Origin of the sequence: Janthinobacterium sp. 17J80-10, assembly GCF_004114795.1 — a bacterium.
GTDB lineage: Bacteria > Pseudomonadota > Gammaproteobacteria > Burkholderiales > Burkholderiaceae_D > Paucimonas.
On sequence record NZ_CP035311.1, the window covers coordinates 2,526,810 to 2,552,949 of the forward strand.

At 61.8% G+C, this 26,140-nt stretch carries 26 protein-coding genes; 7 read left to right on the plus strand and 19 right to left on the minus strand.

All coding sequences use genetic code 11. From position 1 onward, the window contains the following. Window positions 1–47: 47 nt before the first annotated feature. From EKL02_RS11325 to EKL02_RS11415, 19 genes are all read right to left on the minus strand, one after another. Window positions 48–536, minus strand: coding sequence for a CvpA family protein (locus EKL02_RS11325; RefSeq protein ID WP_128902150.1), 489 nt, complete (start codon window positions 534–536; stop codon window positions 48–50). 28 nt (window positions 537–564) lie between these two features. Further along, window positions 565–1,476: an SPOR domain-containing protein gene (locus EKL02_RS11330; protein WP_128902151.1), complete on the minus strand. Its 912-nt coding sequence runs from the start codon at window positions 1,474–1,476 to the stop codon at window positions 565–567. A 10-nt stretch (window positions 1,477–1,486) separates the two neighbouring features. Beyond that, window positions 1,487–2,821, minus strand: coding sequence for a bifunctional tetrahydrofolate synthase/dihydrofolate synthase (folC, locus tag EKL02_RS11335; RefSeq protein WP_128902152.1), 1,335 nt, complete (start codon window positions 2,819–2,821; stop codon window positions 1,487–1,489). Between the two features lie 79 nt (window positions 2,822–2,900). Then, window positions 2,901–3,773 carry an acetyl-CoA carboxylase, carboxyltransferase subunit beta gene (gene accD, locus EKL02_RS11340; protein ID WP_128902153.1) on the minus strand — a complete coding sequence of 291 codons (873 nt, stop codon included), beginning with the start codon at window positions 3,771–3,773 and terminating at the stop codon, window positions 2,901–2,903. 141 nt (window positions 3,774–3,914) lie between these two features. Continuing rightward, a complete protein-coding gene (gene trpA / locus EKL02_RS11345; protein WP_128902154.1) occupies window positions 3,915–4,712 on the minus strand; it encodes a tryptophan synthase subunit alpha in 798 nt (265 codons plus the stop codon). Between the two features lie 64 nt (window positions 4,713–4,776). Then, the gene (gene trpB, locus EKL02_RS11350; RefSeq protein ID WP_128902155.1) at window positions 4,777–6,003 is read right to left on the minus strand and encodes a tryptophan synthase subunit beta; all 1,227 of its coding nucleotides are present in this window, start codon (window positions 6,001–6,003) and stop codon (window positions 4,777–4,779) included. A 29-nt stretch (window positions 6,004–6,032) separates the two neighbouring features. Further along, window positions 6,033–6,704 (minus strand): phosphoribosylanthranilate isomerase, encoded by a 672-nt coding sequence (locus EKL02_RS11355; RefSeq protein ID WP_128902156.1) that lies wholly within the window; start codon window positions 6,702–6,704, stop codon window positions 6,033–6,035. 67 nt (window positions 6,705–6,771) lie between these two features. Then, on the minus strand, window positions 6,772–7,569 hold the full coding sequence (truA, locus tag EKL02_RS11360) for a tRNA pseudouridine(38-40) synthase TruA (protein ID WP_128902157.1): 798 nt from the start codon (window positions 7,567–7,569) through the stop codon (window positions 6,772–6,774). Window positions 7,570–7,651: 82 nt separating this feature from the next. Next, a complete protein-coding gene (locus EKL02_RS11365; protein ID WP_164932014.1) occupies window positions 7,652–10,558 on the minus strand; it encodes a FimV/HubP family polar landmark protein in 2,907 nt (968 codons plus the stop codon). 267 nt (window positions 10,559–10,825) lie between these two features. After that, the gene (gene asd / locus EKL02_RS11370) at window positions 10,826–11,935 is read right to left on the minus strand and encodes an aspartate-semialdehyde dehydrogenase (protein WP_128902159.1); all 1,110 of its coding nucleotides are present in this window, start codon (window positions 11,933–11,935) and stop codon (window positions 10,826–10,828) included. 62 nt (window positions 11,936–11,997) lie between these two features. Beyond that, window positions 11,998–13,068 (minus strand): 3-isopropylmalate dehydrogenase, encoded by a 1,071-nt coding sequence (leuB, locus tag EKL02_RS11375; protein ID WP_128902160.1) that lies wholly within the window; start codon window positions 13,066–13,068, stop codon window positions 11,998–12,000. A 14-nt stretch (window positions 13,069–13,082) separates the two neighbouring features. Beyond that, window positions 13,083–13,730, minus strand: a complete 648-nt coding sequence (gene leuD, locus EKL02_RS11380) for a 3-isopropylmalate dehydratase small subunit (protein WP_128902161.1) — start codon at window positions 13,728–13,730, stop codon at window positions 13,083–13,085. An 81-nt stretch (window positions 13,731–13,811) separates the two neighbouring features. Then, window positions 13,812–13,934, minus strand: coding sequence for an entericidin A/B family lipoprotein (locus tag EKL02_RS11385; RefSeq protein WP_128902162.1), 123 nt, complete (start codon window positions 13,932–13,934; stop codon window positions 13,812–13,814). 19 nt (window positions 13,935–13,953) lie between these two features. Continuing rightward, the gene (gene leuC, locus EKL02_RS11390; RefSeq protein ID WP_128902163.1) at window positions 13,954–15,357 is read right to left on the minus strand and encodes a 3-isopropylmalate dehydratase large subunit; all 1,404 of its coding nucleotides are present in this window, start codon (window positions 15,355–15,357) and stop codon (window positions 13,954–13,956) included. Window positions 15,358–15,513: 156 nt separating this feature from the next. After that, the gene (locus EKL02_RS11395; RefSeq protein ID WP_128902164.1) at window positions 15,514–16,344 is read right to left on the minus strand and encodes a M48 family metallopeptidase; all 831 of its coding nucleotides are present in this window, start codon (window positions 16,342–16,344) and stop codon (window positions 15,514–15,516) included. Further along, the gene (locus tag EKL02_RS11400) at window positions 16,314–17,513 is read right to left on the minus strand and encodes an MFS transporter (protein ID WP_128902165.1); all 1,200 of its coding nucleotides are present in this window, start codon (window positions 17,511–17,513) and stop codon (window positions 16,314–16,316) included. The genes EKL02_RS11395 and EKL02_RS11400 overlap by 31 nt, the downstream gene beginning before the upstream one ends. 12 nt (window positions 17,514–17,525) lie before the next feature. Next, window positions 17,526–18,632, minus strand: a complete 1,107-nt coding sequence (gene aroC, locus EKL02_RS11405) for a chorismate synthase (RefSeq protein ID WP_128902166.1) — start codon at window positions 18,630–18,632, stop codon at window positions 17,526–17,528. 123 nt (window positions 18,633–18,755) lie between these two features. Further along, window positions 18,756–19,202 (minus strand): CBS domain-containing protein, encoded by a 447-nt coding sequence (locus EKL02_RS11410; protein WP_128902167.1) that lies wholly within the window; start codon window positions 19,200–19,202, stop codon window positions 18,756–18,758. 169 nt (window positions 19,203–19,371) lie between these two features. Next, window positions 19,372–20,652, minus strand: coding sequence for a YihY family inner membrane protein (locus EKL02_RS11415; RefSeq protein ID WP_128902168.1), 1,281 nt, complete (start codon window positions 20,650–20,652; stop codon window positions 19,372–19,374). 68 nt (window positions 20,653–20,720) lie between these two features. Between EKL02_RS11415 and wrbA the strand changes: the two genes are divergently transcribed. From wrbA to EKL02_RS11450, 7 genes are all read left to right on the plus strand, one after another. Then, window positions 20,721–21,332, plus strand: coding sequence for an NAD(P)H:quinone oxidoreductase (wrbA, locus tag EKL02_RS11420; protein WP_128902169.1), 612 nt, complete (start codon window positions 20,721–20,723; stop codon window positions 21,330–21,332). Further along, window positions 21,329–21,724 (plus strand): DUF2069 domain-containing protein, encoded by a 396-nt coding sequence (locus tag EKL02_RS11425; protein ID WP_128902170.1) that lies wholly within the window; start codon window positions 21,329–21,331, stop codon window positions 21,722–21,724. Before wrbA ends, EKL02_RS11425 begins: the two co-directional genes overlap by 4 nt. Beyond that, window positions 21,721–23,127, plus strand: a complete 1,407-nt coding sequence (locus tag EKL02_RS11430; protein WP_128902171.1) for an FAD-binding oxidoreductase — start codon at window positions 21,721–21,723, stop codon at window positions 23,125–23,127. Before EKL02_RS11425 ends, EKL02_RS11430 begins: the two co-directional genes overlap by 4 nt. Before the next feature lie 17 nt (window positions 23,128–23,144). After that, on the plus strand, window positions 23,145–23,618 hold the full coding sequence (locus tag EKL02_RS11435) for a DUF4124 domain-containing protein (protein WP_128902172.1): 474 nt from the start codon (window positions 23,145–23,147) through the stop codon (window positions 23,616–23,618). Between the two features lie 68 nt (window positions 23,619–23,686). Next, window positions 23,687–24,160 carry a YbhB/YbcL family Raf kinase inhibitor-like protein gene (locus EKL02_RS11440; protein ID WP_128902173.1) on the plus strand — a complete coding sequence of 158 codons (474 nt, stop codon included), beginning with the start codon at window positions 23,687–23,689 and terminating at the stop codon, window positions 24,158–24,160. A 91-nt stretch (window positions 24,161–24,251) separates the two neighbouring features. Continuing rightward, entirely contained in the window at window positions 24,252–24,935 is a 684-nt protein-coding gene (locus tag EKL02_RS11445) for a phosphoribosyltransferase (protein WP_128902174.1), read from the plus strand. 44 nt (window positions 24,936–24,979) lie between these two features. Further along, window positions 24,980–26,137: an SRPBCC family protein gene (locus tag EKL02_RS11450; RefSeq protein WP_128902175.1), complete on the plus strand. Its 1,158-nt coding sequence runs from the start codon at window positions 24,980–24,982 to the stop codon at window positions 26,135–26,137. Window positions 26,138–26,140 lie beyond the last annotated feature (3 nt).

Below are 26,140 nucleotides of genomic sequence, written 5' to 3' on the forward strand. Positions count from 1 at the left end.
AGTAGCTCGCTGCCCTACGGCAGCTTACAAACTCTGTCCCGCAATTCTTAAAACTTCACATTACCGGCGAAAGCGCCGGGCAAAAATGGTTTGACTGTATGCGCCGCGGTTTCTGCCAGCGGACTCAACAAGGCATTTTTCCAGAATGGCTGCTGCGGGATCGCCGTCAGGCCGCACAGCAGCACTGCCGCCAGCACCAGCACCAGGCCGCGCGCCAGGCCGAACAGGCCGCCAAGACCGCGGTCGGCGACGCCGAGGCCGCTGCGACGGATCACGGCATCCACGGCCAGCGCGAACAGGGCCATGAGCAATCTTACGCCAATAAACAAAACGATGAAGGCAACGATCAGGCGCATCACGGCACCGGGAATGACACCGCCCAGCATCCCCGCCAGATCCTGCCCATACGCATTGGCAACAACCAGTGCGACGACCCAGCCCAGCAACGAGAGCACTTCCTTGATCAGGCCACGCATGGTGCTGATGACAATCGAACACACCAGCACGAACAGCACCAGATAATCAAAAATCGTCACGCCTTGCAATCCATCCGTCAGCCGCCCTTCACTCGCCCAGCGGCACGAGGCTGCCGTTCAAACCGAGCTTGACCAGCCTGGCGCGCATCTTCTCGGCCTCCTCCTTGCTGGCAAAGGGGCCGACGCGCACGCGGGTGCGCTCACCGCCTGCAGTAGGCACTTTCTGGGTCTGGCTGGCGATGCCGGCCGACTTGAGCTTGTTGCGCAATTCGGTGATTTTTTCCTGGCTTGTCAGTGCCGCAACCTGGAGCATGAATTTGCCGGTTTTCTTGTCCGACTGCGGCTTGTCCGCCTCGGCGGTCTGCTTGCCTTCGAGGATGGCGCGCGCACGCGCGGCATCCTTGCCTTCATTGGCAAGCGGCTTCGACTCGGCCCTGGCTGCCACCTGGGCTTCAGCCTTGGCGGCAGGCTTTGTTTCGACCTTGGGGGCGACTTGCGCCTGGGTGCTTTTGGCATCGGCGGCAGGCGTCGCTTCAGCGGGCTTGGGGGTTGACGCCGGGGCGACGCTGGCAGGCGTGCCGCTGACCTGATTGGCTACGGCGGCTACGGCCGCGACTTTCCCGGTGACCGTCTCATCCACAGGTTCGATGATCTGTTCGGCAGGATCGAGCGCAGCAGCAGCCGGCAGGCGCCGGGGCTGCCGCGCCGGGTCCTTGGAGGGAATCGTGATTTCAATATCCTGCGCCACCGGCCGGGGTTCGGAATCCAGCACCATGGGCAAGCCGATGACAGCGGCAAGTACGAGCGCGACCGCGCCGATCAGGCGTCGCCGCGCACGTTTCTTTTCCGGCAAGACCGGATCACCCGCCTCATCGTCATCGGACGATTTGCGGCGCGCGCGCGGGCGTTTGGGATTCGGCTCGTCCTTGGCCCGCGGATACGATGCGCCGTCATCCGGGGCTTCCTGCTTGTTTTTGCGGAAAAACGAGAACAAGCTCATGCGTTCAGTTCTATGGTTGCGAGGAAGATTGTGCCTTATCGGCTTGACTGCGGACCTGCTGACGGGCTTCCATAACACCGGCGACAGTCAGGAAAGATCCGAAAACCACAATTCTATCATTCTCGCCGGCTCTATTCAGCGCATTTGCATATGCGTCCGCTGGTGTAGCAAAACAGGCAATACTGGATTCGGCATCAGCGCCGGCTCCCGGCACAACGCCAGCGGCCAGAAGACGGGCCTTGATGCTCTCGGCACTGGCCGCGCGAGGCAGCGGCAGGTCAGTCAGGCACCAGTGGTCGACATCGCCCTTCAGATGCGCGATGACGCCATCGATATCCTTGTCCTGCATGGCGCCGAACACGGCGTAGGTGAAGCGGTGAAAACCCATGTTGCCGAGATTTTGCGCCAGCGTCGCCGCCGCATGCGGGTTGTGGGCCACATCCAGAACGACCGCGGGCCGTCCCGGCAAGACCTGGAAACGCCCCGGCAAATCGACCAGCACGAGGCCGGTACGCACTTCCTGGGCGCCTACCGGCAAGCGCAGGCGCAGGACTTCCAGCGCCGCCAGCGCGGCGCAGGCATTCAACAACTGGTTGGCGCCACGCAGGCTGGGATAGCCGAGGGAATTGCGGCGCTGGCTGCGGCCGCCATAGTTCCATTGCTGCTTGTCGCCGGAATAATTAAAGTCGCGCCCGACCAGCCACAGGTCGGCGCCGATCGCCTCGGCATGCGCGACCAGCGACTTGGGCGGCACCGGATCGCTGCAGATCGCCGCACGGCCCGCACGGAAGATGCCGGCCTTCTCAAAACCGATCTGCTCGCGCGTGTCACCCAGGTATTCCTGGTGGTCGATGTCGACACTGGTAACGATGGCGACGTCGGCATCGATGATATTGACCGCATCCAGGCGCCCGCCCAATCCCACTTCCAGGATCACGGCATCCAGCCCGGCCTGCGCGAACAGGCGCAAGATGGCCAGCGTGGTGAATTCGAAATAGGTCAGCGAGACGTCGCCGCGCGCCGCCTCCACTGCGGCAAACTGCTCGACCAGCGCAGCATCGGCAACCGGTTCGCCGGCAACGCGGGCGCGCTCATTGAAATGCAACAGGTGTGGCGAAGTGTACAAGCCGACTTTATAACCGGCCTGCAGCAGCATCGACTCCAGCATGGCGCAGGTAGAGCCCTTGCCATTGGTGCCGCCCACGGTAATCACGGGACAATCAAAGGCAATTCCCAATCGCTCCCTGACGCGGGCCACCCGCTCAAGACCGAGGTCGATTGCCTTCGGGTGCAGGGTTTCAAGCTGGGCAAGCCAGTCTGCCAGGGTGGCGGGAGTATTTTGCATGACGACTAGATGGGAACGATTTTGAAATTAAAAAGCCCGAACCTGACTGCGGTTCGGGCTTGCAAGGCTGACAGCGGCATCAGGCGACCACTTCGGCCGCCTGGTTTTGCAGCAATGCCAACAGGCGGGCGATTTCCTCGCGCATCTTGCGGCGGTCGACAATCATGTCGACAGCGCCTTTCTGCTGCAGGAATTCAGCGCGCTGGAAACCTTCCGGCAATTTCTCGCGCACGGTGTTTTCGATCACGCGCTGGCCGGCAAAACCGATCAGGGCCTTCGGCTCGGCGATGACCACATCGCCCATGAAGGCAAACGAGGCCGAGACGCCACCCGTGGTCGGATCGGTCAGCACTGAAATAAAAGGCAGCTTCTTTTCGGACAATTTGGTCAGCATGGACGTCGTCTTGGCCATCTGCATCAGCGACAGCAAGCCTTCCTGCATGCGCGCGCCACCGGAAGCGGTGATGCAAATGAATGGCACTTTCTGGTCCAGCGCCGCCTGGGCGCCGCGCACGAAGCGCTCGCCGACGACGGAACCCATGGTACCGGCCATGAATTCGAACTCGAAACAGGACACCACCACCGGCAGGCTCATGATGGCGCCACCCAGGACGATCAGGGCATCGGTTTCACCCGTCGCTTCCATGGCGGCCTTCAGGCGGTCAGGATATTTCTTACTATCCTTAAACTTGAGCGTATCGACGGGCAGCGTTTCCTGGCCGATTTCATAGCGCCCTTCGGCATCCAGCAATGCGTCGAGGCGGTCGCGCGCGCGAATGCGCATGTGATGGTCGCACTTGGGACAGACATGCTGGTTGGATTCCAGATCTGTACGGTACAGCACTGCTTCGCAAGAAGGGCACTTGACCCACAAGCCTTCCGGCACCGATTTGCGGGAAGCGGTATCGTTACGCTGGATGCGGGGAGGAAGTAATTTTTCTAGCCAGCTCATGGCGCCTCTTTCAATTATTGTTTTGCCTAAATGCAAAATTTGCTTTATTCAAGACAAGCATAGTTTCTTAAATACTAACACAATCCGCTTGCCAGACTTCGCTTGGCCGCCATCCTAAAGGACAGCCGCCTTGACTGCAACTTATTCGTCGAGGGCGCGCCGGATACCCGAGATAAACGTCTGCACCGCTGCCACGGCCTGGTCGCGCGGCGTATTTTCCAGTTCCTGGATGATCCGGCTGCCAATCACCACGGCGTCGGCGACGCTGGCCACCGCCTTGGCCGTGGCGGCATCGCGAATGCCGAAGCCGACCCCGATGGGCAGCTTGACATGGCGACGCACCGTGGCGATCTTGGCAGCCACTTCCGCAGTGTCGATGTTCTGGGCGCCAGTGACGCCCTTGAGCGAGACATAGTAGCTGAAGCCGCTGCCGTAACGGGCCACCTGCTGCATGCGCTCCTCGGTGGAGGTCGGCGCCAGCAGGAAGATCGGGTCCATGCCCTGCTCCTGCATCTTCGTGGCGAATTCCTCGCACTCTTCCGGCGGATAATCGACCACGATACTGCCATCCACGCCCGCTGCCGCCGCCGCGGCAATAAAGGCGTCCACGCCCATGCGCTCGATCGGATTGGCATAGCCCATCAATACCACCGGGGTAGCCGCGTTGGTCTTGCGGAATTCACGCACGTAGCCAAGCACGTCATGCATGCCGACATTGAACTTCAGCGCGCGCTCGCAGGCGCGCTGAATCACCGGGCCTTCGGCCATCGGATCGGAAAAAGGCACCCCCAGCTCCAGCACGTCGGCGCCGCCGGCCACCAGCGCATGCATCAGCGGCACGGTCAATTCTGGCGCAGGATCGCCCGCGGTGATGAAGGGGATCAGGCCCTTTTTATTCTGTGCCGCGAGCGCGGCGAAAGTAGTGTGAATGCGTGACATGGAGTGGTTTTTCTGGTTGATCGGCGCCGCTACAGCTAGTTTTAAGTGCTTGTCAGCCCCTGCCTCAGCTTTTCCAGCCGGCGACGGTATGCATGTCCTTGTCGCCACGACCGGACAGGTTGGCCAGGACGATCTTATCCTTTGGCAAGGTCGCTGCCAGCTTGGCGGCATAGGCCAGCGCATGGCTCGACTCCAGCGCCGGGATGATGCCTTCGATGCGGCAACAGTCGTGGAAAGCCTTCAGCGCTTCGGCATCGGTGATGCAAACGTATTCGGCGCGATGGCTATCCTTGAGCCAGGCATGCTCGGGGCCGACGCCAGGGTAATCCAGGCCGGCGGAAATGGAATGCGTCTCGATGATCTGGCCGTTTTGATCCTGCAGCAGGTAGGTGCGGTTGCCATGCAGGACGCCGGGCGAACCGGCCGTCAGCGATGCCGCATGACGGCCGCTGTCGAGCCCTTCGCCGGAAGCTTCGACGCCGATCAGTTTGACATCGGGATAAGGAATATAGGGATAGAAAATCCCCATGGCGTTGGAACCGCCGCCTACGCATGCCACCACATAGTCCGGCTGACGTCCTGTCATCTCGGGCATCTGCTGCAGGCATTCCTCTCCGATCACCGACTGGAAGTCGCGCACCATCATCGGGTAAGGATGCGGGCCGGCGACGGTGCCGATGATGTAGAAGGTATTTTCAACATTGGTGACCCAGTCGCGCATGGCTTCGTTCAGCGCATCCTTCAGGGTCTTGGAGCCGGATTCCACGGGGACGACCTTGGCGCCGAGGATTTCCATGCGATAGACATTCTGCATCTGCCGCTTGACGTCTTCGCTGCCCATGTAGACCACGCACTCCAGGCCGAAACGCGCGCAGATGGTGGCCGTGGCCACGCCATGCTGGCCCGCGCCGGTCTCGGCAATGATGCGCTTCTTACCCATGCGCCGCGCCAGCAGGGCCTGGCCGATGACATTGTTGATCTTGTGCGCGCCGGTATGGTTCAGGTCTTCGCGCTTGAAGTAGATTTGCGCGCCGCCGGCGATCTCGGACCAGCGCTTGGCATGGTAGATCGGGCTGGGACGGCCGACGAAATGCTTGAGTTCGTACTCGAACTCGGCACGGAATTCGGGATCCTTGCTGTAGTGCGCATAGGCTTCCTGCAATTCATGCAGGGCCTTGGTCAGGGTTTCCGAAACAAAACTGCCGCCATAGGGGCCGAAATGGCCCTTACTGTCCGGCAAATCATAGGGAATTGCATGGCCCGCTGCAGCGGACACGGTCGATTGCGTCATAGGATGGTTCCAGTCTTTTCAGTCTTTGGCTAACGGCTGATTGCCGTATCGGCGGCGCGTACCGCGCCGATGAAGGCCGCGATGCGGGCCGCGTCCTTGATACCCTTCGCGCTCTCGACGCCACTGCTGACGTCGACCGCCCAGGGCCGTACCTGGCACACTGCCTCAGTCGCGTTCTGTGCGCTCAAGCCACCACTCAAAACGAGCCGAGGCGCGATTTCTTTTGGAATGAGAGACCAATCAAATACCTTTCCACTGCCGCCATAGCCCTCCGCGAAGGCATCGAGCAGCAATCCGGCAAACCATTCGCTGGAGGAACGATACTGCCTGTCGTATTCTACCAAATCGGCCGCTTGCATATCCGCCCTCACCCGCACCGCGCGCAAGAAAGGTCGCCGCACGCGGCTGGCAATTTCACAACATTGCTCAAGGGTTTCATCGCCATGAAATTGCAGCAATGAAATCGGCGCCGTGGCCAGCACGGCGGCGACCTCGTCGGCACCGGCATTGACGAACAGGCCGACCGCCGTGACAAAGGGGGGCACGTGGGCCATGAGCGCCCTCGCCTGCGCGGCACTGACATGGCGCGGGCTCTTGTCATAAAAGACAAAGCCCAGCGCATCGGCGCCAGCCACGGCTGCCGCATGCACATCTTCCGGACGGGTCATGCCGCAAATCTTGATACGGGTACGGTGGCTCATCGTGACAGCTGCAGCTTCACGCTGCAAAGGGGATAAACGACCAAGTATACCCGTTCCACGCCGCCGGTTACAGCCAGAATGGCTGCGCCGCCTCCTGCGGCAAGCCCCATTTGGAATCGTAGGCAATTTGGGCCAGGTACAGGCCGTCCGGCATGAATGTCGGCGCCACGCGGCTGCGGTCGCGCCAGTCCAGCGCTTCCGCCATCCAGTCAGGCGGATACTTGCCGATGCCGACGGCAATCAGGGAACCGACGATATTGCGCACCATGTGGTGCAGGAAGGCGTTGGCGGTCAGGCTGAAGGTAATCAGGTCACCGCGTCGGGCAATGTCGATCCGCTGCATGGTACGTACCGGCGATTTGGCCTGGCACTCGGCGGCGCGGAAGGCGGAAAAATCATGCGTGCCATGCAGATGGGCGGCAGCTTGCTGCATGAGCGCCGCATCCAGCGGACGGAATACCCAGCCGGCCTTGCCCGCCAACAGGGGCGAACGCGTCGGATGGTTGTGCAACAGATAGTGGTAGGTACGGCTACCCGCGGAGAAGCGCGCATGGAACTCGTCGCCCTGCGCATCCGGCGCGACCTCGCGCGCCCACTGCACGGCAATTGACGATGGCAGGAAGGCATTTACACCGCGCACCCAGGAAAACACGTCACGCTCGACGCCGGTATCGAAATGCACCACCTGCTCGAGCGCATGCACGCCCGTATCGGTGCGCCCGGCGCAGGTGATATCGATACCGGTGCGGGAAAACTTCAACAAGGCCGCTTCCAGCTGGTCTTGTACAGTATGGCCATCGGGCTGGGTCTGCCATCCATGCCAGGGCGCACCATCGTATTGGAGGCCGAGTACGATGCGTTTCAATTCAAGTCTTTCATCGAACGGTCAATACCAAGAATGAAAAAGGGCGCAACCACGTTGCGCCCTCCATTGTGCCACGGGTGGATCAGGCCAGGCTCATCAACAGCGACTTGGCTTTTTCCGACTGGTCGGCATTACCGCCCTTGATCACTTCATCCAGCAGTTCGCGCGCGCCTTCGCGGTCACCGATTTCCTGGTAGGCGATCGCCAGGTCCAGCTTGGTGGCCATTTCCGAGTCCGGCGTGCTGTCGGCCTCTTCATTGTCGAGCACCAGGGCATTTTCAAAATCATCCTGCGGAAGATCGAAGCTCGGCAGGCTTTGCGTCAGATCCAGCTTCGTATCTGCAGTCGAGAAGTCCAGCGTCGAGCCGAGGTCAAGGTCGAGGACCGGCGCCTCGGCAGGCGGCGCCTTGGCTGCATTGCTTTCGCCTGGATTCAGATCCAGGCTGATATCGGAGAGGTCGAAATTCAGCGTCGTCGCATCAGCAGATTCAGGCGTTTGTGGCGCCGGTGCATCCGGCAAGCTCGGCACATCGGCCGGCATGAATGCCAGGTCGTCGCCGCCAACGTCCACGCTCATTGCCGTAGTCGGATCGAGTTCCAGGCTTGCCGCATGCGGATCCTGCTCCAGCCCGAAATCCATGCTGCCGAAATCCAGGTCGGATGCGGCTTCAGCAGCAGGTGCGGCAGGGGCAGCGGGCGCCTGCAGATTCAGGCCATCGAGGTCGAAATCCAGGCCATTGGCGCTCGGCGCTTCTTCGGCAATTTGCGGCGCCGGCGCTTCTGCAGCAGGAGGCAGGTCGCTCAATACGGAATTGTCAAAGTAAGCCGAATTTGCGCCGATGCCATCCAGCCCGCCGAGGGTGGACAACTGTTGATCGGTCGAACCCAGCAAGGCATCCAGGTCGTCGTGCTGCGGCTGCGTGGCAGCCGTGAGCGCCGCGGCCGCGGCCGTGCCGCCATCATGGCCTTGCGCCTTGGCGCCGGCGTAAAGCGGATTGTTCGGATCGAGCGCGACGCCCATAGTTGCCGCCTCGGCCCAGTCCTCGCCCTCACCCTTGGTCATGCTGTAGAGCTCGGTGGCAATGGTCTCGAAGGCGCGCAGATCCTTGCGGCTGGAATAAATTTCCAGCAATTTGAGGCGAACCGCATGGCGCTCCGGTTGCGTGCGCAAGGCTTCCTTGAGAATTTCCTCAGCCTGGGCATCGCGGCCATAGGCAATATACACGTCTGCCTCGGCAACCGGATCGACCTCGTTGGCATCGAGCTGGCTGACCGCCGGCGCAAAGCTGGAATTGAACACGCTGTTGCTGGTATCGACACTCTGCCCGCCGGTCGAACCGAACAGCGAATTGGCTTTCAGGCTGGAATCGGCAAGGATGCTGTCATCGTATTGCGCGGCCTGCTTCTTGCGGCGCATGCGGTAGAAGCCAAGCCCGCCCAGACCAGCCAGCAAGCCTGCACCCAGGCCAGCCAACAGAACCGAATTGCCAAGCAATTCATCAAGGAAACTAGGCTCTTCCACGGGAGGCGGCGGCGCGACGGGTTTTGCCTTTGGCTTGGCGGCTGGTTTCGCAGGTTCAGCCGCCGGCTTTTCGGCAACGGGCTCTGCCGGCACAGCGGGCTTTTCAGCTGGCGCAGCTTCGGTGCCGGATGCGGCCTTGGGAGGCTGGGCATCTGCCGCCGGAGCGGCAGGTACTGCCGGCGCAGGCACCGCTGCCGGGGCAGCAGCTCCAGGTGCCGGAGTTACCGGCGCAGGTACCGCTGCTGCGGGTGCTGCTGCCGCTGCCTTGGCATTGGCTTGGGCTTGCGCCTGTTGCGCCGCGAGGTCCTTGTTCTTTACTTCCAGAAGCTTCTGCAGGTCGGTGACGTTTTTCTCAAGTTCCTTGACCCGCGAGGCCGCCTCTGCCAGCGCTTTTTCCTTGGCGATCGCGTCTTCGGTACCGGATGCAATGCCAGTGGTTGACGTTGCTCCCGAGCCTGGCGTCTTGGCTGTTGTACCCGCCTTCGAAAGCTTCAGCTTGTCTTTGGATTCCGTCACGGCAGTCGCCTTTTCCTCGACTTGCGTGGTGATCTTGCCGCCGGCGCTCTGGCTGGCTTCCGCCGTCTTCGGTTGCGCGGAGGAGGCAACCTGGCCTGCCAGCTGGTTGCGGTAAGCGTTGAAATCGGCTGCCTGGGTGACGATCACGCCACGCGCTTCCGACTTGCCGATGGATTTTGCCGCATCTGCCTCCGGCACCGTCAAAATCTGGCCGGCGCGCAGGCGGTTCATGTTATTGCCGACAAAGGCATTGGCGTTGGCACGATACAGGGCTACCAGCATCTGGTCGAGCGAGACGCCTTCGGGCTTTACATGGCCGGCGATCTCGACAAGCGTGTCGCCTTTTTTAACCTGGTATGCATTGTCGCCGGCGGCCGTTGCGGCAGCGGGAGCGCGGGCAACAGCGCCACGGCTTGCCTTGACTGCTGGACGCGATTCCCGAATTGCCTGCTGCGACGCTTCCGGTTGCGGCACCGCGTCGGCGCGCACGGCGGGCGCCTGGCCCGTTGCCGCGGCGCGCGCGCCGGTGCCCGGTGTCGCTGCGACTTGCGTCGAAGGTCCCATGCGCAAATCAGCCGGATCAAGCAAGAAAGTATATTCACGGACCAGGCGATTATTGGTGCCGCCCAGTTCCAGCAACATTGCCACAAACGGCTCATTGATCGGCTGGCTTGAGGTCACGCGGATGAAATGCCGCTCGCCGCGATTTTCGATGGCGAAACGCAGCGTGAAAAGTGCCGGACTGAACTCCAGGTTTGCCTGGCGATAGGCTTCAGCGGAAGCCAGCTTTGCCACGATCGAGCCTGCCTCTTCCTTGGCCACCGAAGTCAACTCGATTTCAGCACGCAGGGGTTGGCCCAGCGAAGACAACACCGTCAGCTTGCCCAGTCCTGCTGCATAGGCGCTGGTGCAAAGCACGGCTGAAAGCACCGCGGCACTCAGCGTTTTCATGCTGAAGGAGGCGAGCTGAGAATGTTTGCTTGAATGCATGTTAATTGACATAGGGTGGCATTCCATGGAAGCGTGTTGCACTTATTGCAAGCACTACAATCGTTATCTTTTTGTTGCTAACTTTTAACATATCATCATGGACTTACGTTCGCAAGCGTAACCATCTTCTGAACATAAGCAAAACCCGCCAAGCCCCCTGTCTGACAGGGTTCAAGGCGGGTCCATGTTGTGACGTGACAACAAATTTCACAATCGCTACGGGCTCCTTCAGTCTTCCAGAAGGATGCGCAGCATGCGGCGCAGTGGCTCGGCAGCGCCCCACAAGAGCTGGTCGCCGATCACGAATGCCGACAGATATTCCGGCCCCATATTCAGCTTGCGCACGCGGCCGACGCCGATTTTCAAGCCGCCGGTGATCGATGCCGGCGTCAGTTCCTGCTCGGTGATGGAACGATCATTCGGTACCCATTTCACCCACGGATTGCCGGACTTGATGATGTTTTCGATCTCGGCCAGCGGCAGGTCTTTCTTCAGCTTCAGGGTCAGCGCCAGGCTGTGGCAACGCATGGCGCCGATGCGCACGCACAGGCCATCGACCGGAATGGTCTGGCTATTGCCGAGGATCTTGTTGACTTCAGCCTGGCCCTTCCACTCTTCCTTGGTCTGGCCATTGTCGAGCTGCTTGTCGATCCAGGGGATCAGGCCGCCGGCCAGCGGCGCTGGGAAGTATTCGCGCGGCACATCGCTGCGGATAGTATGCGCCACCTTGCGGTCGATATCCAGGATCGCCGAGGATGGCGTGGCCAGTTCATCTGATACGGCGGCGTGCACCACGCCCATGCCCTTGAGCAGTTCGCGCATGTGGTTGGCGCCGCCGCCGGAGGCTGCCTGGTAAGTCATGGAGCTGACCCATTCGACCAGGCCTTCGCGGAACAGGCCGTTGACGCCCATCAGCAGGATCGAGTTGGTGCAATTGCCGCCGATGTAATTCTTGACGCCGCGCTTCAGGCCATCCTTGATGACATGGGCATTGACCGGGTCGAGCACGATGATGGCGTCATCGGCCATGCGCAGGGTCGATGCGGCATCGATCCAGTAACCTTCCCAGCCTGCGGCGCGCAGCTTGGGGAAAATCTCGGTCGTGTAGTCGCCACCCTGGCAGGTAATGATGACGTCGCACTTTTTCAGCTCGTCGATGTTGTTGGCATCCTTGAGCGTGGTTTCCTTCTTCGCCTGCGCGGGGGCCTTGCCACCGGCATTCGACGTCGAGAAGAACACCGGTTCGATATGATCGAAATCCTTTTCTTCCTGCATGCGCTGCATCAGGACCGAACCCACCATGCCGCGCCAACCTACCAAGCCAACCTGTTTCATCATGTTTCCTCAAATGCTAGGCGGGTCGCCCCGCCATCAATTTCAAAATCTTTGCGTCGTCAGGCTCAGGCCAGCGCCTTGAGCACGGCATTACCCATTTCCTCGGTACCGACCTTCGTGGTGCCTTCCTCGTAAATGTCGCCGGTGCGCAAGCCCTGCGCCAGCACTTTCTTGACAGCGGCTTCGACGCGGTCGGCCTGCTCGGCGCGGTTCAGCGAATAGCGCAGCATCATCGCAGCCGACAGGATCGTTGCCAGCGGGTTGGCAATGCCTTTGCCGGCGATGTCCGGCGCGGAACCGTGCGAGGGCTCATACAGACCCTTGTTGTTGGCGTCCAGCGAAGCCGACGGCAGCATGCCGATCGAACCGGTCAGCATGGCAGCGGCATCAGACAGGATATCGCCGAACATGTTACCGGTCACCATGACGTCGAATTTCTTTGGCGCGCGCACCAGCTGCATGGCGGCATTGTCCACATACATGTGGTCGAGCGCGACGTCCGGGTATTCCTTGTGCACGTCGGTGACGATGTCTTTCCAGAACTGGAAGGTTTCCAGCACGTTGGCCTTGTCCACGGAGGTCAGGCGCTTGTCGCGCTTTTGCGCCGCCTGGAAGGCCACGTGGGCGATGCGGCGGATTTCCGGCTCGGAATAACGCATGGTGTCGAAACCTTCGCGGCTGCCCTTGAAGGGGCCATCCGGGCATTCGCGCACGCCGCGCGGCTGGCCGAAGTAAATGTCGCCGGTCAGTTCGCGCACGATCAGGATATCCAGGCCCGATACCACTTCCGGCTTCAGGGTCGAGGCGCCCGCGAGTTCCGGATAGAGGATGGCCGGGCGCAGGTTGGCGAACAGGTTCAGGTTCTTGCGCAAGCCGAGGATCGCCTGCTCCGGGCGCAGCGGGCGGTCGAGCGTATCGTATTTCCAGTCGCCGACGGCGCCGAACAGCACGGCATCGGCTTCTTTTGCCAGCTTCAGCGTGCCTTCCGGCAGCGGGTGACCGTGCGCTTCGTAACCGGCGCCGCCGACCGGCGCGGTTTCCATTTCAAACGGTTCGCCCAGGGCGTTCAAGACCTTGACCGCCTGGCTGATGATTTCGGGACCGATGCCGTCGCCCGGCAAGACTGCAATTTTCATAGATTTCACTAAAATCAGATCGTATTGGCCAGCCAGGGCTGGGCTGCAAGATGGCGCTCTTCATAGGCACGGATCAGGTCGGCCTTCTGCAGGGTCAGGCCGATGTCGTCGAGGCCATTGAGCAGGCAATGCTTGCGGAAGGCATCGACTTCAAAAGGATAGCTGGCGCTGCCGTTGGCAGTGCGCACGACTTGCTGTTCGAGGTCGACCACCAGCTTGTAACCCGGGAAGGCCTTGACCTCGTTGAACAGGTGATCCACCTGCAGCTCGGTCAGGGCAATCGGCAGCACGCCGTTCTTGAAGCAATTGTTGAAGAAAATATCGGCAAAGCTGGGCGCGATCACCGCGCGGAAGCCGTACTGCTGCAAGGCCCAGGGCGCATGCTCGCGCGACGAGCCGCAACCGAAATTCTTGCGTGTCAGAAGAATCGAGGCGCCCTGATAGCGCGGCTGGTTCAGCACGAAATCCGGATTGAGCGGCCGCTTGCTATTGTCCATGCCGGGTTCGCCATGATCGAGATAGCGCCATTCGTCGAACAGGTTGGGACCGAAGCCGGTGCGCTTGATCGATTTCAGAAACTGCTTGGGGATGATCGCGTCGGTGTCGACGTTGGCGCGATCGAGCGGCGCCACCAGACCTTCGAGAACCGTAAATTTATCCATTTTCTATCTCAGTAACCATTGCAGCGCCGCACGCGGCGCCTTCTTGTTTTCAGCGGAGCATCAACTCCTGCCGCCAAACGCCTAGCGGCGGGCAGCCTCTTCCACCACGGAACCGGCTTTTTTCACATCCTTGCCGACACCTTCAATCGTATTGCAGGCGTTCAGCAGGACAACGGACAGCAGGAACACAAATATCTTTTTCATATTTCCCCCTTAGAATAGATCAAGCCAGCTTGCGCACATCAACGAAATGCCCTTCGATCCCGGCGGCGGCGGCCATCGCCGGCGACACCAGGTGGGTACGTCCGCCCTGCCCCTGGCGCCCCTCGAAATTGCGGTTCGACGTCGAGGCGCAGCGCTCGCCCGGTTCCAGGCGGTCGGCGTTCATGGCCAGGCACATGGAGCATCCCGGCTCGCGCCACTCGAAGCCGGCGTCGCGGAAAATCCGGTCGAGCCCTTCGCGCTCGGCCTGTTCCTTGACCAGGCCAGAACCCGGCACCACCATCGCCAGCTTGACGTTGGAAGCGCGGAACTTGCCGCGCACGACGGCGGCGGCAGCGCGCAGGTCTTCGATGCGTGAATTGGTGCAGGAACCGATGAACACCTTGTCGATGCGGATATCCTCGATCGGCGTATTGGGCTTCAGGTCCATGTAGACCAGCGCCTTTTCCATGGCGTCGCGCTTGACCGGATCCTTTTCATGGTCGGGGTCCGGCACGCGCTCGTCGATCGGCAGCACCATTTCCGGCGAAGTGCCCCAGGTCACCTGCGGCTTGATCTCGGCGGCATTGAGCGTGACCACCAGGTCGAACTTGGCGCCGACATCGGAATGCAGGGTGCGCCAGTACGACACGGCGCGTTCCCAGTGCGGTCCGACCGGCGAGAACGGGCGTCCCTTGACGTAATCGATGGTGGTGTCGTCCACCGCCACCATGCCGGCGCGCGCGCCCGCCTCGATGGCCATGTTGCAGATGGTCATGCGGCCCTCCATCGATAGCGCGCGGATCGCCGAGCCGGCGAATTCGATCGCATAGCCGGTGCCGCCGGCCGTGCCGATCTTGCCGATCACGGCCAGCACGATATCCTTGGCGGTGACGCCGGCCGGCAACGGGCCGTCGACCTGCACCAGCATGGCTTTGGATTTTTTGGCCAGCAGGGTCTGCGTGGCCAGCACGTGCTCGACCTCGGATGTGCCGATGCCGTGCGCCAGCGCGCCGAAGGCGCCATGGGTGGAGGTGTGCGAGTCGCCGCAGACCACCGTCATGCCCGGCAGGGTGGCGCCCTGCTCCGGCCCGATCACGTGCACGATGCCCTGGCGCTTGTCGCGCATGCTGAAATAGGTCAGGCCGTATTCGGCGGCATTGGCATCGAGCGTTTCGACCTGCAGGCGCGAGATCGGGTCGGCGATGCCGTTGGCGCGGTCCGTGGTCGGCACGTTGTGGTCGGCCACCACCAGGTTGGCGGCAGTGCGCCACGGCTGGCGAGCGGCCAGCTTCAGGCCTTCGAAGGCTTGCGGGCTGGTGACCTCATGCAGCAGGTGACGGTCGATGTACAGCAGCGTGGTGCCATCGTCGCCCGTATGAATGACGTGCGAATCCCAGAGTTTGTCGTAGAGCGTTTGAGCCATGTTTCGGGTGGATGCGTCTATGCGCAGAATCAGGTAAACAGTCCTTGATTATGCCATATTTGCGCGCCCCGAACGCATGCGCAGGGGCATGCCCACCCCAATAAAAAACGACCGCAAAGGCGATTGCGGGCGTTTTTCATGGCATTTTATCAAGCCCTATTTTTTGCGGCTTTGCTCATACAGCGGCAGGACGCGCTGCGCGTATACCGTCAGATCGGCGATCCGGTCTTCGCGCGAAGGGTGGGTCGAGAGAAACTTGATTGGCTCGCCGCCGGATGCCTGCCCCATTTTTTGCCAGAGCGTGATGGCTGCGCGCGGGTCATAGCCGGCGCGCGCCGCCAGCTCGACGCCGATGCGGTCCGATTCGGTTTCATGCCGGCGCGAGTTGGGCAGGCCAAGCAAGCCCATGTAGGCGTACTCCATGCCCTTCTGGCCGATGTCGCCCAGTCCCGCCACCGCCGCCAGGATGGAAATGCCGGCGCCGGCGACAGCCTGCTCGGACGCGCGTTCGCGCGCATGCTCGCGCAAGGCGTGCGCAATTTCATGGCCGATCACCGCCGCCAGCTCGTCATCGGTCGCCCGGAGCTTTTCGATCAGGCCGGTATAGACGGCGATTTTCCCGCCGGGCATGCACCAGGCATTTACCTCGGACGAAGTGATCACATTGACTTCCCATTGCCAGTTGCGCGCCTCGGGCCGGAATGCGGGGGTTTGCGCGATCAGGCGATTGGCAATGGCGCGCACGCGGCCGACTTGCGCCGCATCGCGGTCCAGCGTGCCCTTGGCGCGCTCCTGCGCAATCAGCTTGGCGTAAGTCTGGCTCGAAGCCTGGTCGATCTGCTCGGAAGACACCGCCATCATTTGCTTGCGGTCGACCCCGACCACGCCGCCCTGGGTCGTCTGCACCGTTTCGCAGGAAGACAGCGCCATGCCAGTCAATACCACCAAAATACCTTTTACAAGGACTCGCCGGATCGGTGTGCGCATGATGTCTCCTCATTGTTGGTCTGCCAAGAATAAGACAATTTTGCACAAAATGCCGCAGCCAGTGCAAATGTTGCCGCCACCCAATAAACCGATGCAGCGCCCCATGTTTCCCAGACCAACCCCAGCACCAGGCCCCCGATGCTGCCCCCAAGGCCGTAGGAAATACTGGTAAACAAAGCTTGCCCTCTCGCCTGCAGGGGCCCGGCGAACCAGCGCTGCAGCATGGCCACGGAGGCGGAATGATGGATGCCGAAAGTAGCGGCGTGCAGGATCTGGGCGAGCAGCAAGGCCACGAACGAGTCTGCCAGTGCGCCGATCATGGCGAAGCGAATCGCCGCCAGCAAGAGGCTGGCCAGCATCAGTCTTTGCACGCCAAAGCGCGCGAATATCGGCGCCTGGTAAAAGAAAAACACGATTTCCGCGAGCACGCCCAAGGCCCACATCATGCCGATCACACCCGTGCCGTAGCCGATCTGCTCGAGGTAGAGCGAATAAAACACGTACAGGGCAGCGTGCGCGGCGAGCATCAGGAAGGTGGAGGCGAAAAAGGCGATGACTTCGCGCCGCCGCAACAGCATCCAGACCGATGGTGCGGCATGCGCGGCCGGCGCCGGCGAAGCTTCACGCAGGCCCAGGCTTGCGCCAAACACCGCGGCCAGCAGCACCAGTCCGACCCAGGGGAACATGCCGATGCCATACCAGTCCAGCAGGTAGCCGGACAGGCTGACGGCAGCGATGAAGCCGACCGAACCCCATACGCGCAGGCGCCCGTAGTGTGTCAGGTTACCTTTCATTTCCGTCAGCATCAGCGCTTCCGACACTGGCGCAAGCGCGCTGGTAAAGGTGCTCACGGCCAGCATGACCAGCAGGAAGTGCGTGAAATCGCGGCCAAGGAACAGGCCGCAAAACATCAGGCTGGCTGCCAGCGCCGTGCCTTGCAGGACCAGCGCGCGCTTTTGGGTATGGTCGGCAATCCAGCCCCAGGCCGCCGGCCCGAAGATGCGCAAGACTTGCATGAGCGCCATCAAGAGCGCAATCTGCGGCGCGCTCATGCCGCGGTCGGCAAAATACAGCGTGGCATATGGCGAAAACACGCCGATATAGCCGTAGTAGGCAAAGAAAAACAGCGAAAAATGCCGCGCCTGCGGCGGCCAGGGTTGCAATGCCACTGCCCTGCCGGCTTACTTGCCCGGCGCCTGCGCCGCGATCTTCGGCGTATCGACTTTCACGTCGCCGCACTGGGCGCGGTTGCGCAAGGCATGGTCCATCAGCACCAGTGCCAGCATCGCTTCGGCGATCGGCGTGGCGCGGATGCCCACGCAGGGATCATGCCGCCCGAAAGTTTCCACTGTCACCGGGTTGCCGGCGCGGTCGATCGACGGCCGCGGGCTCCTGATCGAGGAAGTCGGCTTGATGGCGATCGATACCGTGATGTCCTGGCCGGTCGAAATCCCGCCCAGCACGCCGCCGGCGTTATTGCCGACAAAGCCTTCCGGCGTCAGCGCATCGCCATGCTCGGTGCCCTTTTGCGCGATCGAACGGAAGCCGGCGCCGATTTCCACGCCCTTGACGGCATTGATGCCCATCATGGCGTAGGCAATTTCCGCATCCAGCTTGTCGTAGATAGGTTCGCCCAGGCCGACCGGGACGTTTTGCGCCACCACGTCGATGCGCGCGCCGCAGGAGTCGCCGGCACCACGCAAGTCATCCATGTATTGCTCCAGCTGCGGGAGGATAGTGGCATTGGCGGCAAAGAAAGGATTGGCCGGCACATGCTCCCAGGATTCGAAGGGGATGGCGATCTCGCCCAGCTGGCTCATGCAACCCCGAAAGGTGGTGCCGTACTGCTGATGCAGCCACTTGCGGGCGATGGCGGCCGCTGCCACCACGGGCGCCGTCAGTCGCGCCGAAGAACGGCCACCGCCGCGCGGATCGCGGATGCCATACTTGTGCCAGTAGACGTAGTCGGCATGGCCCGGGCGGAACGTATCGAGGATATTGCCGTAATCCTTGCTGCGCTGGTCTTCATTGCGAATCAGGAGCGCAATCGGCGTGCCGGTGGTCTTGCCTTCGTAGACGCCCGAGAGGATTTCCACCTGGTCCGGCTCCTGGCGCTGCGTGACGTGGCGCGAGGTACCTGGCTTGCGGCGGTCCAGTTCAGGCTGGATATCGGCCTCCGACAGTTCCAGGCCGGGCGGACAACCATCCACCACGCAACCGATGGCCTTGCCATGGGATTCACCAAACGTCGTTACGGTAAACAGGGTGCCGAAAGTATTGCCAGCCATGATGGAAAGTAGAAGTGAGCGAAAGCAGACATTCTACCAGCGCCGGCAATGAAAAAGCCGTTCGCCGCAACTGACTGCGGCGAACGGCCCGGTCCGGCGAAAATGCAGCTTCTTACTTGCCGCTTATTCGTCGCCTTCGGCAGGCCAGTCGCGGATATACGCCTTCAGCATCTTGTTTTCAAAGCTCTGGGCTTCCAGCACGGCGCGCGCCACATCGTAGAACGAGATCACGCCATGCACGGTCTTGGCATCCATGATCGGCACATAGCGCGCATGCTTTTCGAGCATGATGCGGCGCACTTCATTGACTTCGGTGTCCGGCGTAATGGTGATGGGATGGTCGTCCATGTGCTTGCGCACGGTATCGGCGCCGACGGAACCATTGTTGCGGTCCATGGTTTTCATGACTTCGCGAAAGCTCAGCATGCCGACCAGCGTGCCGAATTCCATCACGACCAGCGAGCCGATATCCTTTTCCGCCATGGTGTGCACGGCGTCAAGCATGGAGGTGTCCGGCGTTACGGTATAAAGAATGTCGCCTTTGACTTTGAGGATTTCGGATACTTTCATAGGTCATCCCGGATGCGAGGTGTTGTAGTTTTTATCAATGTAACTTAAGCACAGGCAAAAATCTAGCTGCAACGCACTCTGGCAAGAATCGGTCAATAGCCTCGCGGCAGGATGCGGCATGAGGAATGCGCCTTTTTTCCAGCAATTCATTCCCAAAAAACAACAAACCTCAGTCCGGTACAGGCTTGTTGCCGGCAAAATGCGCTCCCAGGGTTTGCTGCAAGCCGTGCTCGACCGCCGTCTCGACATGTTTTGCGAGGTCCGGATTGTGGGCGGCATGGAAGACGAACAGGCGATAGACATCAGCCAGCAGCAATTGCCGGGGATTCGCCAGGAGTGCCCAGCTGTCATAGCCTTCGCGCACGCGCTTGCCCCAGCGGCCGCGGCCCGCCATGTCCGCCTTGATCCGCCCCACCCAGCCGGCATCCAGCATCTTCGACAATAGTGCTTCGGACTCATCGAAACCAAGGCGGGTCTGCGCGCGAATCATGCGGACATCGACAGCAGCAGATGCGCCGCTGGCGCGCGCATTGAAGAGGACCTGCAAGACCGCCATTGCATCGACGAACTCGCTGCCCGGCGTCGGCTGATGCCACCAGCGCTCATACTTGACGACCGGCAGTGCCGCGGCCAGCAAGGCGCCGGACAGGGTGATCATCCAGAACAGGTAAATCCAGATCAGAAAAATCGGGATTGCCGCAACCGCGCCATAGATCACGGTGTACGCCGGAAATTTGATGATGTAGGTTGCGAAGAGGCGCTTGGCGATTTCAAATGCCACGGCAGCGAAGAAGCCGCCCCAGATGGCGTCGCGCCAGTCGACGATGCGGTTTGGTATGGCAATGTACAGCAGCGTAAACGCGCCGGTGGTGAGCAGCACGGAAATCAGCGTGTAGATGACGGCGCCCAGGCCGGACTTTTGCATCACCACACCGTTCGTGGCGGTAAACACAAAGGATGTCACGCTGATCGACATGCCGATCAGCAGCGGTCCCAGCGTCATGATGGCCCAGTACACCAGCACACGCTGCGGCAGCGGGCGCACCGTCTTGACCCGCCAGATCTGGTTGAAGACGCGGTCGATCATCGACAGCGTCATGGCGGCGGTAACGAACAGGAAGATGCCGCCCACCGCTGACAAGCCCTTGGACTTTGCCGCGAACTGGTTGAGATAACCCAGGATATTGTTCGCCATCGCCTTGGGCATCAGGTTTTGAATGAAATACGCTTCCAGCGCTGCGCGAAAAGCATTAAACACCGGGAAGATCGTGAAGATCGCGAATGCTATGGTGACGATCGGCACCAGCGCCAGCACCGTAGTGAACGTCAGGCTGCCTGCCACTTCGGGCAAATGTTCTTCCTTCAGGCGACGCGATGCGAAACGGAACAAGTCGCGTACCTGGGACCAGGAAAAACTGCGGATCTGCGACAGAAAGTGCGTTGGCGTCATGAATTTTATGGGTGGCAGCTTGCCTTGTGTTAAGAAGCGGCGCTGGAAAAGCGCCATATAATAGCAGCATGAGACCTTCCAACTGCACTATCCTGATTCTGTATTACTCCCGCCACGGCGCCACCCGCAAGCTGGCCGAACTGATGGCGCAAGGCGTCGAGAGCGTTCCCGGCTGCGACGCGCGCCTGCGTACCGTGCCGGCGGTGTCGACCGTGGCCGAAGCGACCGCGCCGGACATTCCGGCGGAAGGCCCGCCTTACGTCGAACTGTCCGACCTCGAAGAATGCGACGGCCTGGCACTGGGCTCGCCCACCCGCTTCGGCAATATGGCGTCCGCCATGAAATATTTCTGGGATGGCACCTCGACGCAGTGGCTGGCCGGTTCGCTGGCCGGCAAGCCTGCCTGCGTATTTACCTCAACATCCAGCATGCACGGCGGCCAGGAATCGACCCTCTTGACGATGATGATGCCGCTGCTGCACCACGGTATGCTGGTGCTGGGCCTGCCTTACACCCACCCCGAACTCATGACCAGCAAGAGCGGCGGCACACCCTATGGCGCAAGCCACTGGGCCGGCCTGAATGGCGACAATCCGTTTTCCGAGGAAACGCGCACCCTGACCATTGCCCTGGGCAAGCGCCTGGCCGAAACCGCCTGCAAGCTGCGGAGGGCGCCATGACGCCGCGCACCGCCAAAGCCTGCCACCTGGTTGCCAGCGCCAGCCTGATCGCGCTGATCCTGCTAGGCATCGCCTGGGAACTGTTCCTCGCGCCGCTGCGGCCGGGCGGCTCCTGGATGGTCCTGAAAGTGGTGCCGCTGCTGTTGCCGCTGGCGGGCGTGCTGCGGCGCGACATCTATACCCTGCAATGGTCCGCCATGCTGATCCTGCTGTACTTCGCCGAGGGGATCGTGCGCGCCACCAGCGACCGGCTGCCGCTGTCGATGGCGCTGGGCTGGATTGAAGTTGCGCTTACCTGCATCTACTTCTTTTGCGCGCTGGCATACCTGCGCCCGTACAAGCAGGCCGCGAAAAAACTGGCCAGGCAAGCCATCGACAAGGCCTCCAGATGACGGCATTCCTGGATGCCTGCCGTGCCGCCATCGGCGCCGCGCACATCCTGACAGACCCGGCCGACATGGCCGCCTACCTGACCGACCAGCGCCGCCGCCATACCGGCGCGGCACTGGCAGTCATCAAGCCGGGCACCAGCGAAGAAGTCGCGGCCATCGTGCGTTTGTGCGCGCTGCACCGCGTACCGGTGGTGCCGCAAGGCGGCAATACCGGCCTGGTGCTGGGCAGCGTGCCCGACACGAGCGGCGCCGCGGTTGTCCTGTCGCTGACGCGCCTGAACCGCATCCGTTCCATCGACGTCATCAACGATACCCTGGTCGCCGAAGCCGGGTGCATCCTCAAAAATATCCAGGAAGCGGCCAGCGCTGCCGACCGGCTGTTTCCGCTGTCGCTGGCCTCCGAAGGCAGCTGTACCATCGGCGGCAATCTTTCCAGCAATGCCGGCGGCACCGCGGTGCTCCGTTACGGCAACGCCCGCGAACTGTGCCTGGGACTGGAAGTCGTCACAGCGGCTGGCGACCTCTGGGATGGCTTGCGTGGCCTGCGCAAGGACAATACCGGCTATGACCTGCGTGACCTGTTTATCGGCGCCGAAGGCACGCTGGGCATCATCACCGCCGCCGTGCTCAAGCTGCACCCGCGCCCGCGCGCGCAACTGACCGCGCTGGCGGCGCTGCGCAGTCCCGCCGCCGCCCTCGGACTGCTGGCCATGGCGCGCCAGGAATGCGGCGACACCCTGACTGGTTTCGAACTGATGTCGGATCTCTGCCTGCAAATGGTGCACAGGCATTTTCCGGCATTGCGCGCGCCGTTTGCACAAGCGTACCCGCAATATGTACTGCTGGAAGTCTCCGATGGCGAATCCAGCGAACATGCCACGCAGTTGCTGGAAGGCCTGATGGACGCGGCGCTGAAGGCTGGCCTGGCCGAGGACGCCGTGGTGGCGGCTTCACTCGCGCAATCGGCAAACCTGTGGCAATTGCGCGAGCACATATCCGCGGCACAGGCTGCCGAAGGCAAGAATATCAAGCACGACATTGCCGTGCCGATTTCACGCATCGGCGAATTCATCGACACGACCGGCCGCTTGCTGGAGCAGGCTTTTCCAGGCTGCCGCCTGGTGACCTTCGGCCACCTTGGCGATGGCAACCTGCATTACAACGTCGCCGCGCCAGCAGGAATGACTGACCACGCCTTCCTTGCGCGCCAGGCCGAAGTCAATCGCGTCGTGCACGACAGCGTGCACAGCTTCGGTGGCGCCATCTCTGCCGAACACGGGCTCGGCGCCCTGAAGCGCGAAGAAATCCTGCGTTACAAATCGCCCGTGGAAATGGCGCTGCAGCGTTCCATCAAACAAGCGCTCGATCCACTCAACCTGATGAATCCGGGCAAACTTATCTGAACCGAGGACCGATTCCCATGCGTCTGCTGATCTCGTTCGTGCTGCTTGCCTGTCCCCTCCCCGCGCTGGCAATTTACAAATGCGAAACCGGACGTACCGTCAGCTATGGCGACACGCCCTGCGCGAGCGGCAAGTCCAGCACGATTGCCACGGGCCCGGCTGGGGCGAACATGGCGCCCGCACCGGCCGATTTCCGGCTGGACGAGCAAAGGGCAGAATTGCGGCGCCTCCAGGACGCACGGCATCGGCGCGAAGCGCAGGATGACAAAGCCGCCCAAAAAGCACTCAGGGCACGTGCTGCAAAGCAAAAGAAATGCGCGAAACTCACGCTGCAGCAAAAATGGCGGGAAGAAGATGCCGCCATGGCAGTGGGCAAGGCATATGAAAAGGCGCGCGTGAAGGCACGACGCATGGCAGAGGAAGTGCAGCTCGAATGCGGCCAGGCAATTCTGCTGGATCATTTGCGCCAAAACAGGAGTCGACAGGGATAAACCCCCTGGCGGCAAACGATCGGGCCAATTGTCCGGTCGAAGAGTGATTATGTATGGCCCGCCAAACCATGAGCTTTTCACTCGTTTCCAGCGCCTTTCAGGATGGCCAGGCAATTCCTGGGATTTACACATGCGACGGACGGGATATTTCCCCGCCCCTGGCCTGGTCCGGATTGCCCGATGGCACAAAAAGCCTCGCATTGATTGTCGACGATCCTGATGCGCCCGATCCGGCCGCACCGAAAGTGACCTGGGTGCACTGGGTCTTGTATAACCTGCCCCCGGATGCCGGCAACCTGGCGCAGGGAGCCGCCGTCCGGGACTTACCTGCGGGTACGCTGCAAGGCCGCAATGACTGGAACCGTGCCGGCTATGGCGGCCCGTGCCCGCCCATCGGTCGCCATCGCTACATTCACAAGCTGTATGCGCTGGACATCATCTTGCCCGACCTGGACATGCCGACCAAGGCCCAGCTCGAAAAAGCCTTGCAGGGGCATGTGCTTGCCCAAACACAACTGACGGGCCTGTACAGGCGCCCCTAATCCATAAAAATTTTCCACTTCAGCGACCTATATGCGGCAGGCATAGTCCAATTCCCATGCTGGCAAAGCCATTTCAATTCGCGGGTGCGTCATGAATGTCTTGCATCGCTTTAAGAATCGGGAAGAAGCCGGTGCCTTGCTGGCACAGCGGCTCGCCGCCTATGCCGGGCGAGACGACGTGCTGATCCTGGCATTGCCACGAGGAGGTGTGCCGGTAGGCTTCGCCATTGCCCAAGCATTAGGATTGCCACTGGACATCATGCTGGTGCGCAAACTGGGTGTACCCGGCCACGAGGAATATGCCATGGGAGCCATCGCCAGTGCCGGCGCGTCGATATTGCACCGGGATGTGATCAACAGCCTCGGCATTACCATGGCGACAGTGGAACAGGTCAAGCGTCGCGAAGCAGCCGAACTTGAGCGACGCGAACGCCTGTACCGCGCCAGGCGACCGCCGCCGTCAATGCAGGGCCGCACCGTAATCCTGGTCGATGATGGCCTGGCCACAGGCGCAACCATGCAGGCGGCGCTGCAGGCAGCCAGGGCCGGCAAGCCGGCCCGCGTCATCATTGCCGTCCCGGTGGCGCCGCCGGAGACCTGCCACAGCTTGCAAGGCCAGGCCGATGACATCGTCTGCCTGCAAAGCCCCGAATTTTTCCAGGCTGTCGGCCAGTGGTACGAGCACTTCGACCAGACCAGCGATGAAGAAGTCATCGAACTGCTGGGCCGGGCCGATCGCGCCCTGGCACAACGCGCGGCGCGCGCGCCAATCTAGAGCAGACAAGACGCTTTGCCATATCGACCTGAAAGGAGCAAGCCGTGAGCAGACATCAGAAAACAGGCGCAGGATGGGAAAAGTGGCTGGCCGGAGCGGCCCTCGGCGCCGTGGCCATGTATTATTCCGACCCGCGGCAAGGCCGGCGCCGGCGCGCGCTGCTGCGCGACCAGATCTACAGCATTGGCCTGGGGGCGGCCGATGTGCGTGATGCAACCGCCCATGACTTCGGCAACCGCCTGCAGGGCGTGCGCGCCAGGCTGCTGCAGACGTTCGGCGGCCAGCAGCCGGCAGAAGAAGAGGTTTTGGTGTCGCGGGTGCGCGCCCAACTGGGGCATCTGGTGTCGCATCCTCACGCCATCGAGGTCACCGCCGATGGCGGCCATGTCGTCCTGAGCGGCGCCATCCTTGTCGACGAGCGTGACCGTCTCCTGGCCCAGGCACGCCGGATTCCGGGCGTTGCTGACGTCGAGGACAGGCTGACGGTATATGCGAGCGCTGCCGGCGTGCCTGCCTTGCAGGGCCGGCACCGCACTGCCACGGGGCTATCGGGCCGGCCAGCATTGCAGGCATTGGCAGGCGGCGCGCTCGGCGCTTACGGCTTGACGCGCCGCGGCGGCACCGGCATGGTGCTGGCCAGCGCAGGCATGGCGCTGCTCGGCCGCGCCATCGAAGGCTTGCGGCAAATGAACCGTCAGCACCGCGCAGAGGCTGCCGCCATCCACCTGGAACAATCGATCGAAGTGCACGCCTCATCGGAAACCGTATTCGATGCCTGGAGCGACTTTGAAAATTTTCCGCATTTCTTTTCAAAATTGCTGGCAGTGCACGACCTGGGCAATGGGCGCGCCCGCTGGGTCGCGCAAGAAACCAGCAATTCCCGGCTGGAATGGAACGCCGCCTGGAACATGCGCGAGCGGCCGCGCAGACTGGGCTGGCATAGCGAACCGGCCGCCGCATTTGGCCATGCCGGCGAAGTCACGCTTGAACCGACGCGCCAGGGCACCCGCGTGACGCTGCGCCTGACCTTGAAACCGCCACCAGGCGCTCCCGCCGATGCCTTGCATCGCATGGCAGGCACCGATCCGGCACGCGAGCTCGACGAAGACCTGATACGCATGAAAAGCTTCATCGAAAGCGGCGTGGTGCCACATCACGGCACCAGGTCGCCGCAACCGGCAGGCGGGCAACTCCTGCATTGATTT

Coding starts and splice junctions, on each gene's coding strand:
- EKL02_RS11425 (WP_128902170.1), top strand. CDS start 21,329: ATGACGCCGCGCACCGCCAAAGCCTGCCACCTGGTTGCCAGCGCCAGC.
- leuD (WP_128902161.1), bottom strand. CDS start 13,730: ATGGATAAATTTACGGTTCTCGAAGGTCTGGTGGCGCCGCTCGATCGC.
- EKL02_RS11440 (WP_128902173.1), top strand. CDS start 23,687: ATGAGCTTTTCACTCGTTTCCAGCGCCTTTCAGGATGGCCAGGCAATT.
- EKL02_RS11355 (WP_128902156.1), bottom strand. CDS start 6,704: ATGAGCCACCGTACCCGTATCAAGATTTGCGGCATGACCCGTCCGGAA.
- trpB (WP_128902155.1), bottom strand. CDS start 6,003: ATGACGCAATCGACCGTGTCCGCTGCAGCGGGCCATGCAATTCCCTAT.
- EKL02_RS11395 (WP_128902164.1), bottom strand. CDS start 16,344: ATGCGCACACCGATCCGGCGAGTCCTTGTAAAAGGTATTTTGGTGGTA.
- EKL02_RS11410 (WP_128902167.1), bottom strand. CDS start 19,202: ATGAAAGTATCCGAAATCCTCAAAGTCAAAGGCGACATTCTTTATACC.
- EKL02_RS11330 (WP_128902151.1), bottom strand. CDS start 1,476: ATGAGCTTGTTCTCGTTTTTCCGCAAAAACAAGCAGGAAGCCCCGGAT.
- EKL02_RS11445 (WP_128902174.1), top strand. CDS start 24,252: ATGAATGTCTTGCATCGCTTTAAGAATCGGGAAGAAGCCGGTGCCTTG.
- folC (WP_128902152.1), bottom strand. CDS start 2,821: ATGCAAAATACTCCCGCCACCCTGGCAGACTGGCTTGCCCAGCTTGAA.
- leuB (WP_128902160.1), bottom strand. CDS start 13,068: ATGAAAATTGCAGTCTTGCCGGGCGACGGCATCGGTCCCGAAATCATC.
- aroC (WP_128902166.1), bottom strand. CDS start 18,632: ATGGCTGGCAATACTTTCGGCACCCTGTTTACCGTAACGACGTTTGGT.
- trpA (WP_128902154.1), bottom strand. CDS start 4,712: ATGTCACGCATTCACACTACTTTCGCCGCGCTCGCGGCACAGAATAAA.
- accD (WP_128902153.1), bottom strand. CDS start 3,773: ATGAGCTGGCTAGAAAAATTACTTCCTCCCCGCATCCAGCGTAACGAT.
- EKL02_RS11435 (WP_128902172.1), top strand. CDS start 23,145: ATGCGTCTGCTGATCTCGTTCGTGCTGCTTGCCTGTCCCCTCCCCGCG.
- asd (WP_128902159.1), bottom strand. CDS start 11,935: ATGATGAAACAGGTTGGCTTGGTAGGTTGGCGCGGCATGGTGGGTTCG.
- wrbA (WP_128902169.1), top strand. CDS start 20,721: ATGAGACCTTCCAACTGCACTATCCTGATTCTGTATTACTCCCGCCAC.
- EKL02_RS11385 (WP_128902162.1), bottom strand. CDS start 13,934: ATGAAAAAGATATTTGTGTTCCTGCTGTCCGTTGTCCTGCTGAACGCC.
- EKL02_RS11430 (WP_128902171.1), top strand. CDS start 21,721: ATGACGGCATTCCTGGATGCCTGCCGTGCCGCCATCGGCGCCGCGCAC.
- EKL02_RS11365 (WP_164932014.1), bottom strand. CDS start 10,558: ATGAAAACGCTGAGTGCCGCGGTGCTTTCAGCCGTGCTTTGCACCAGC.
- leuC (WP_128902163.1), bottom strand. CDS start 15,357: ATGGCTCAAACGCTCTACGACAAACTCTGGGATTCGCACGTCATTCAT.
- EKL02_RS11415 (WP_128902168.1), bottom strand. CDS start 20,652: ATGACGCCAACGCACTTTCTGTCGCAGATCCGCAGTTTTTCCTGGTCC.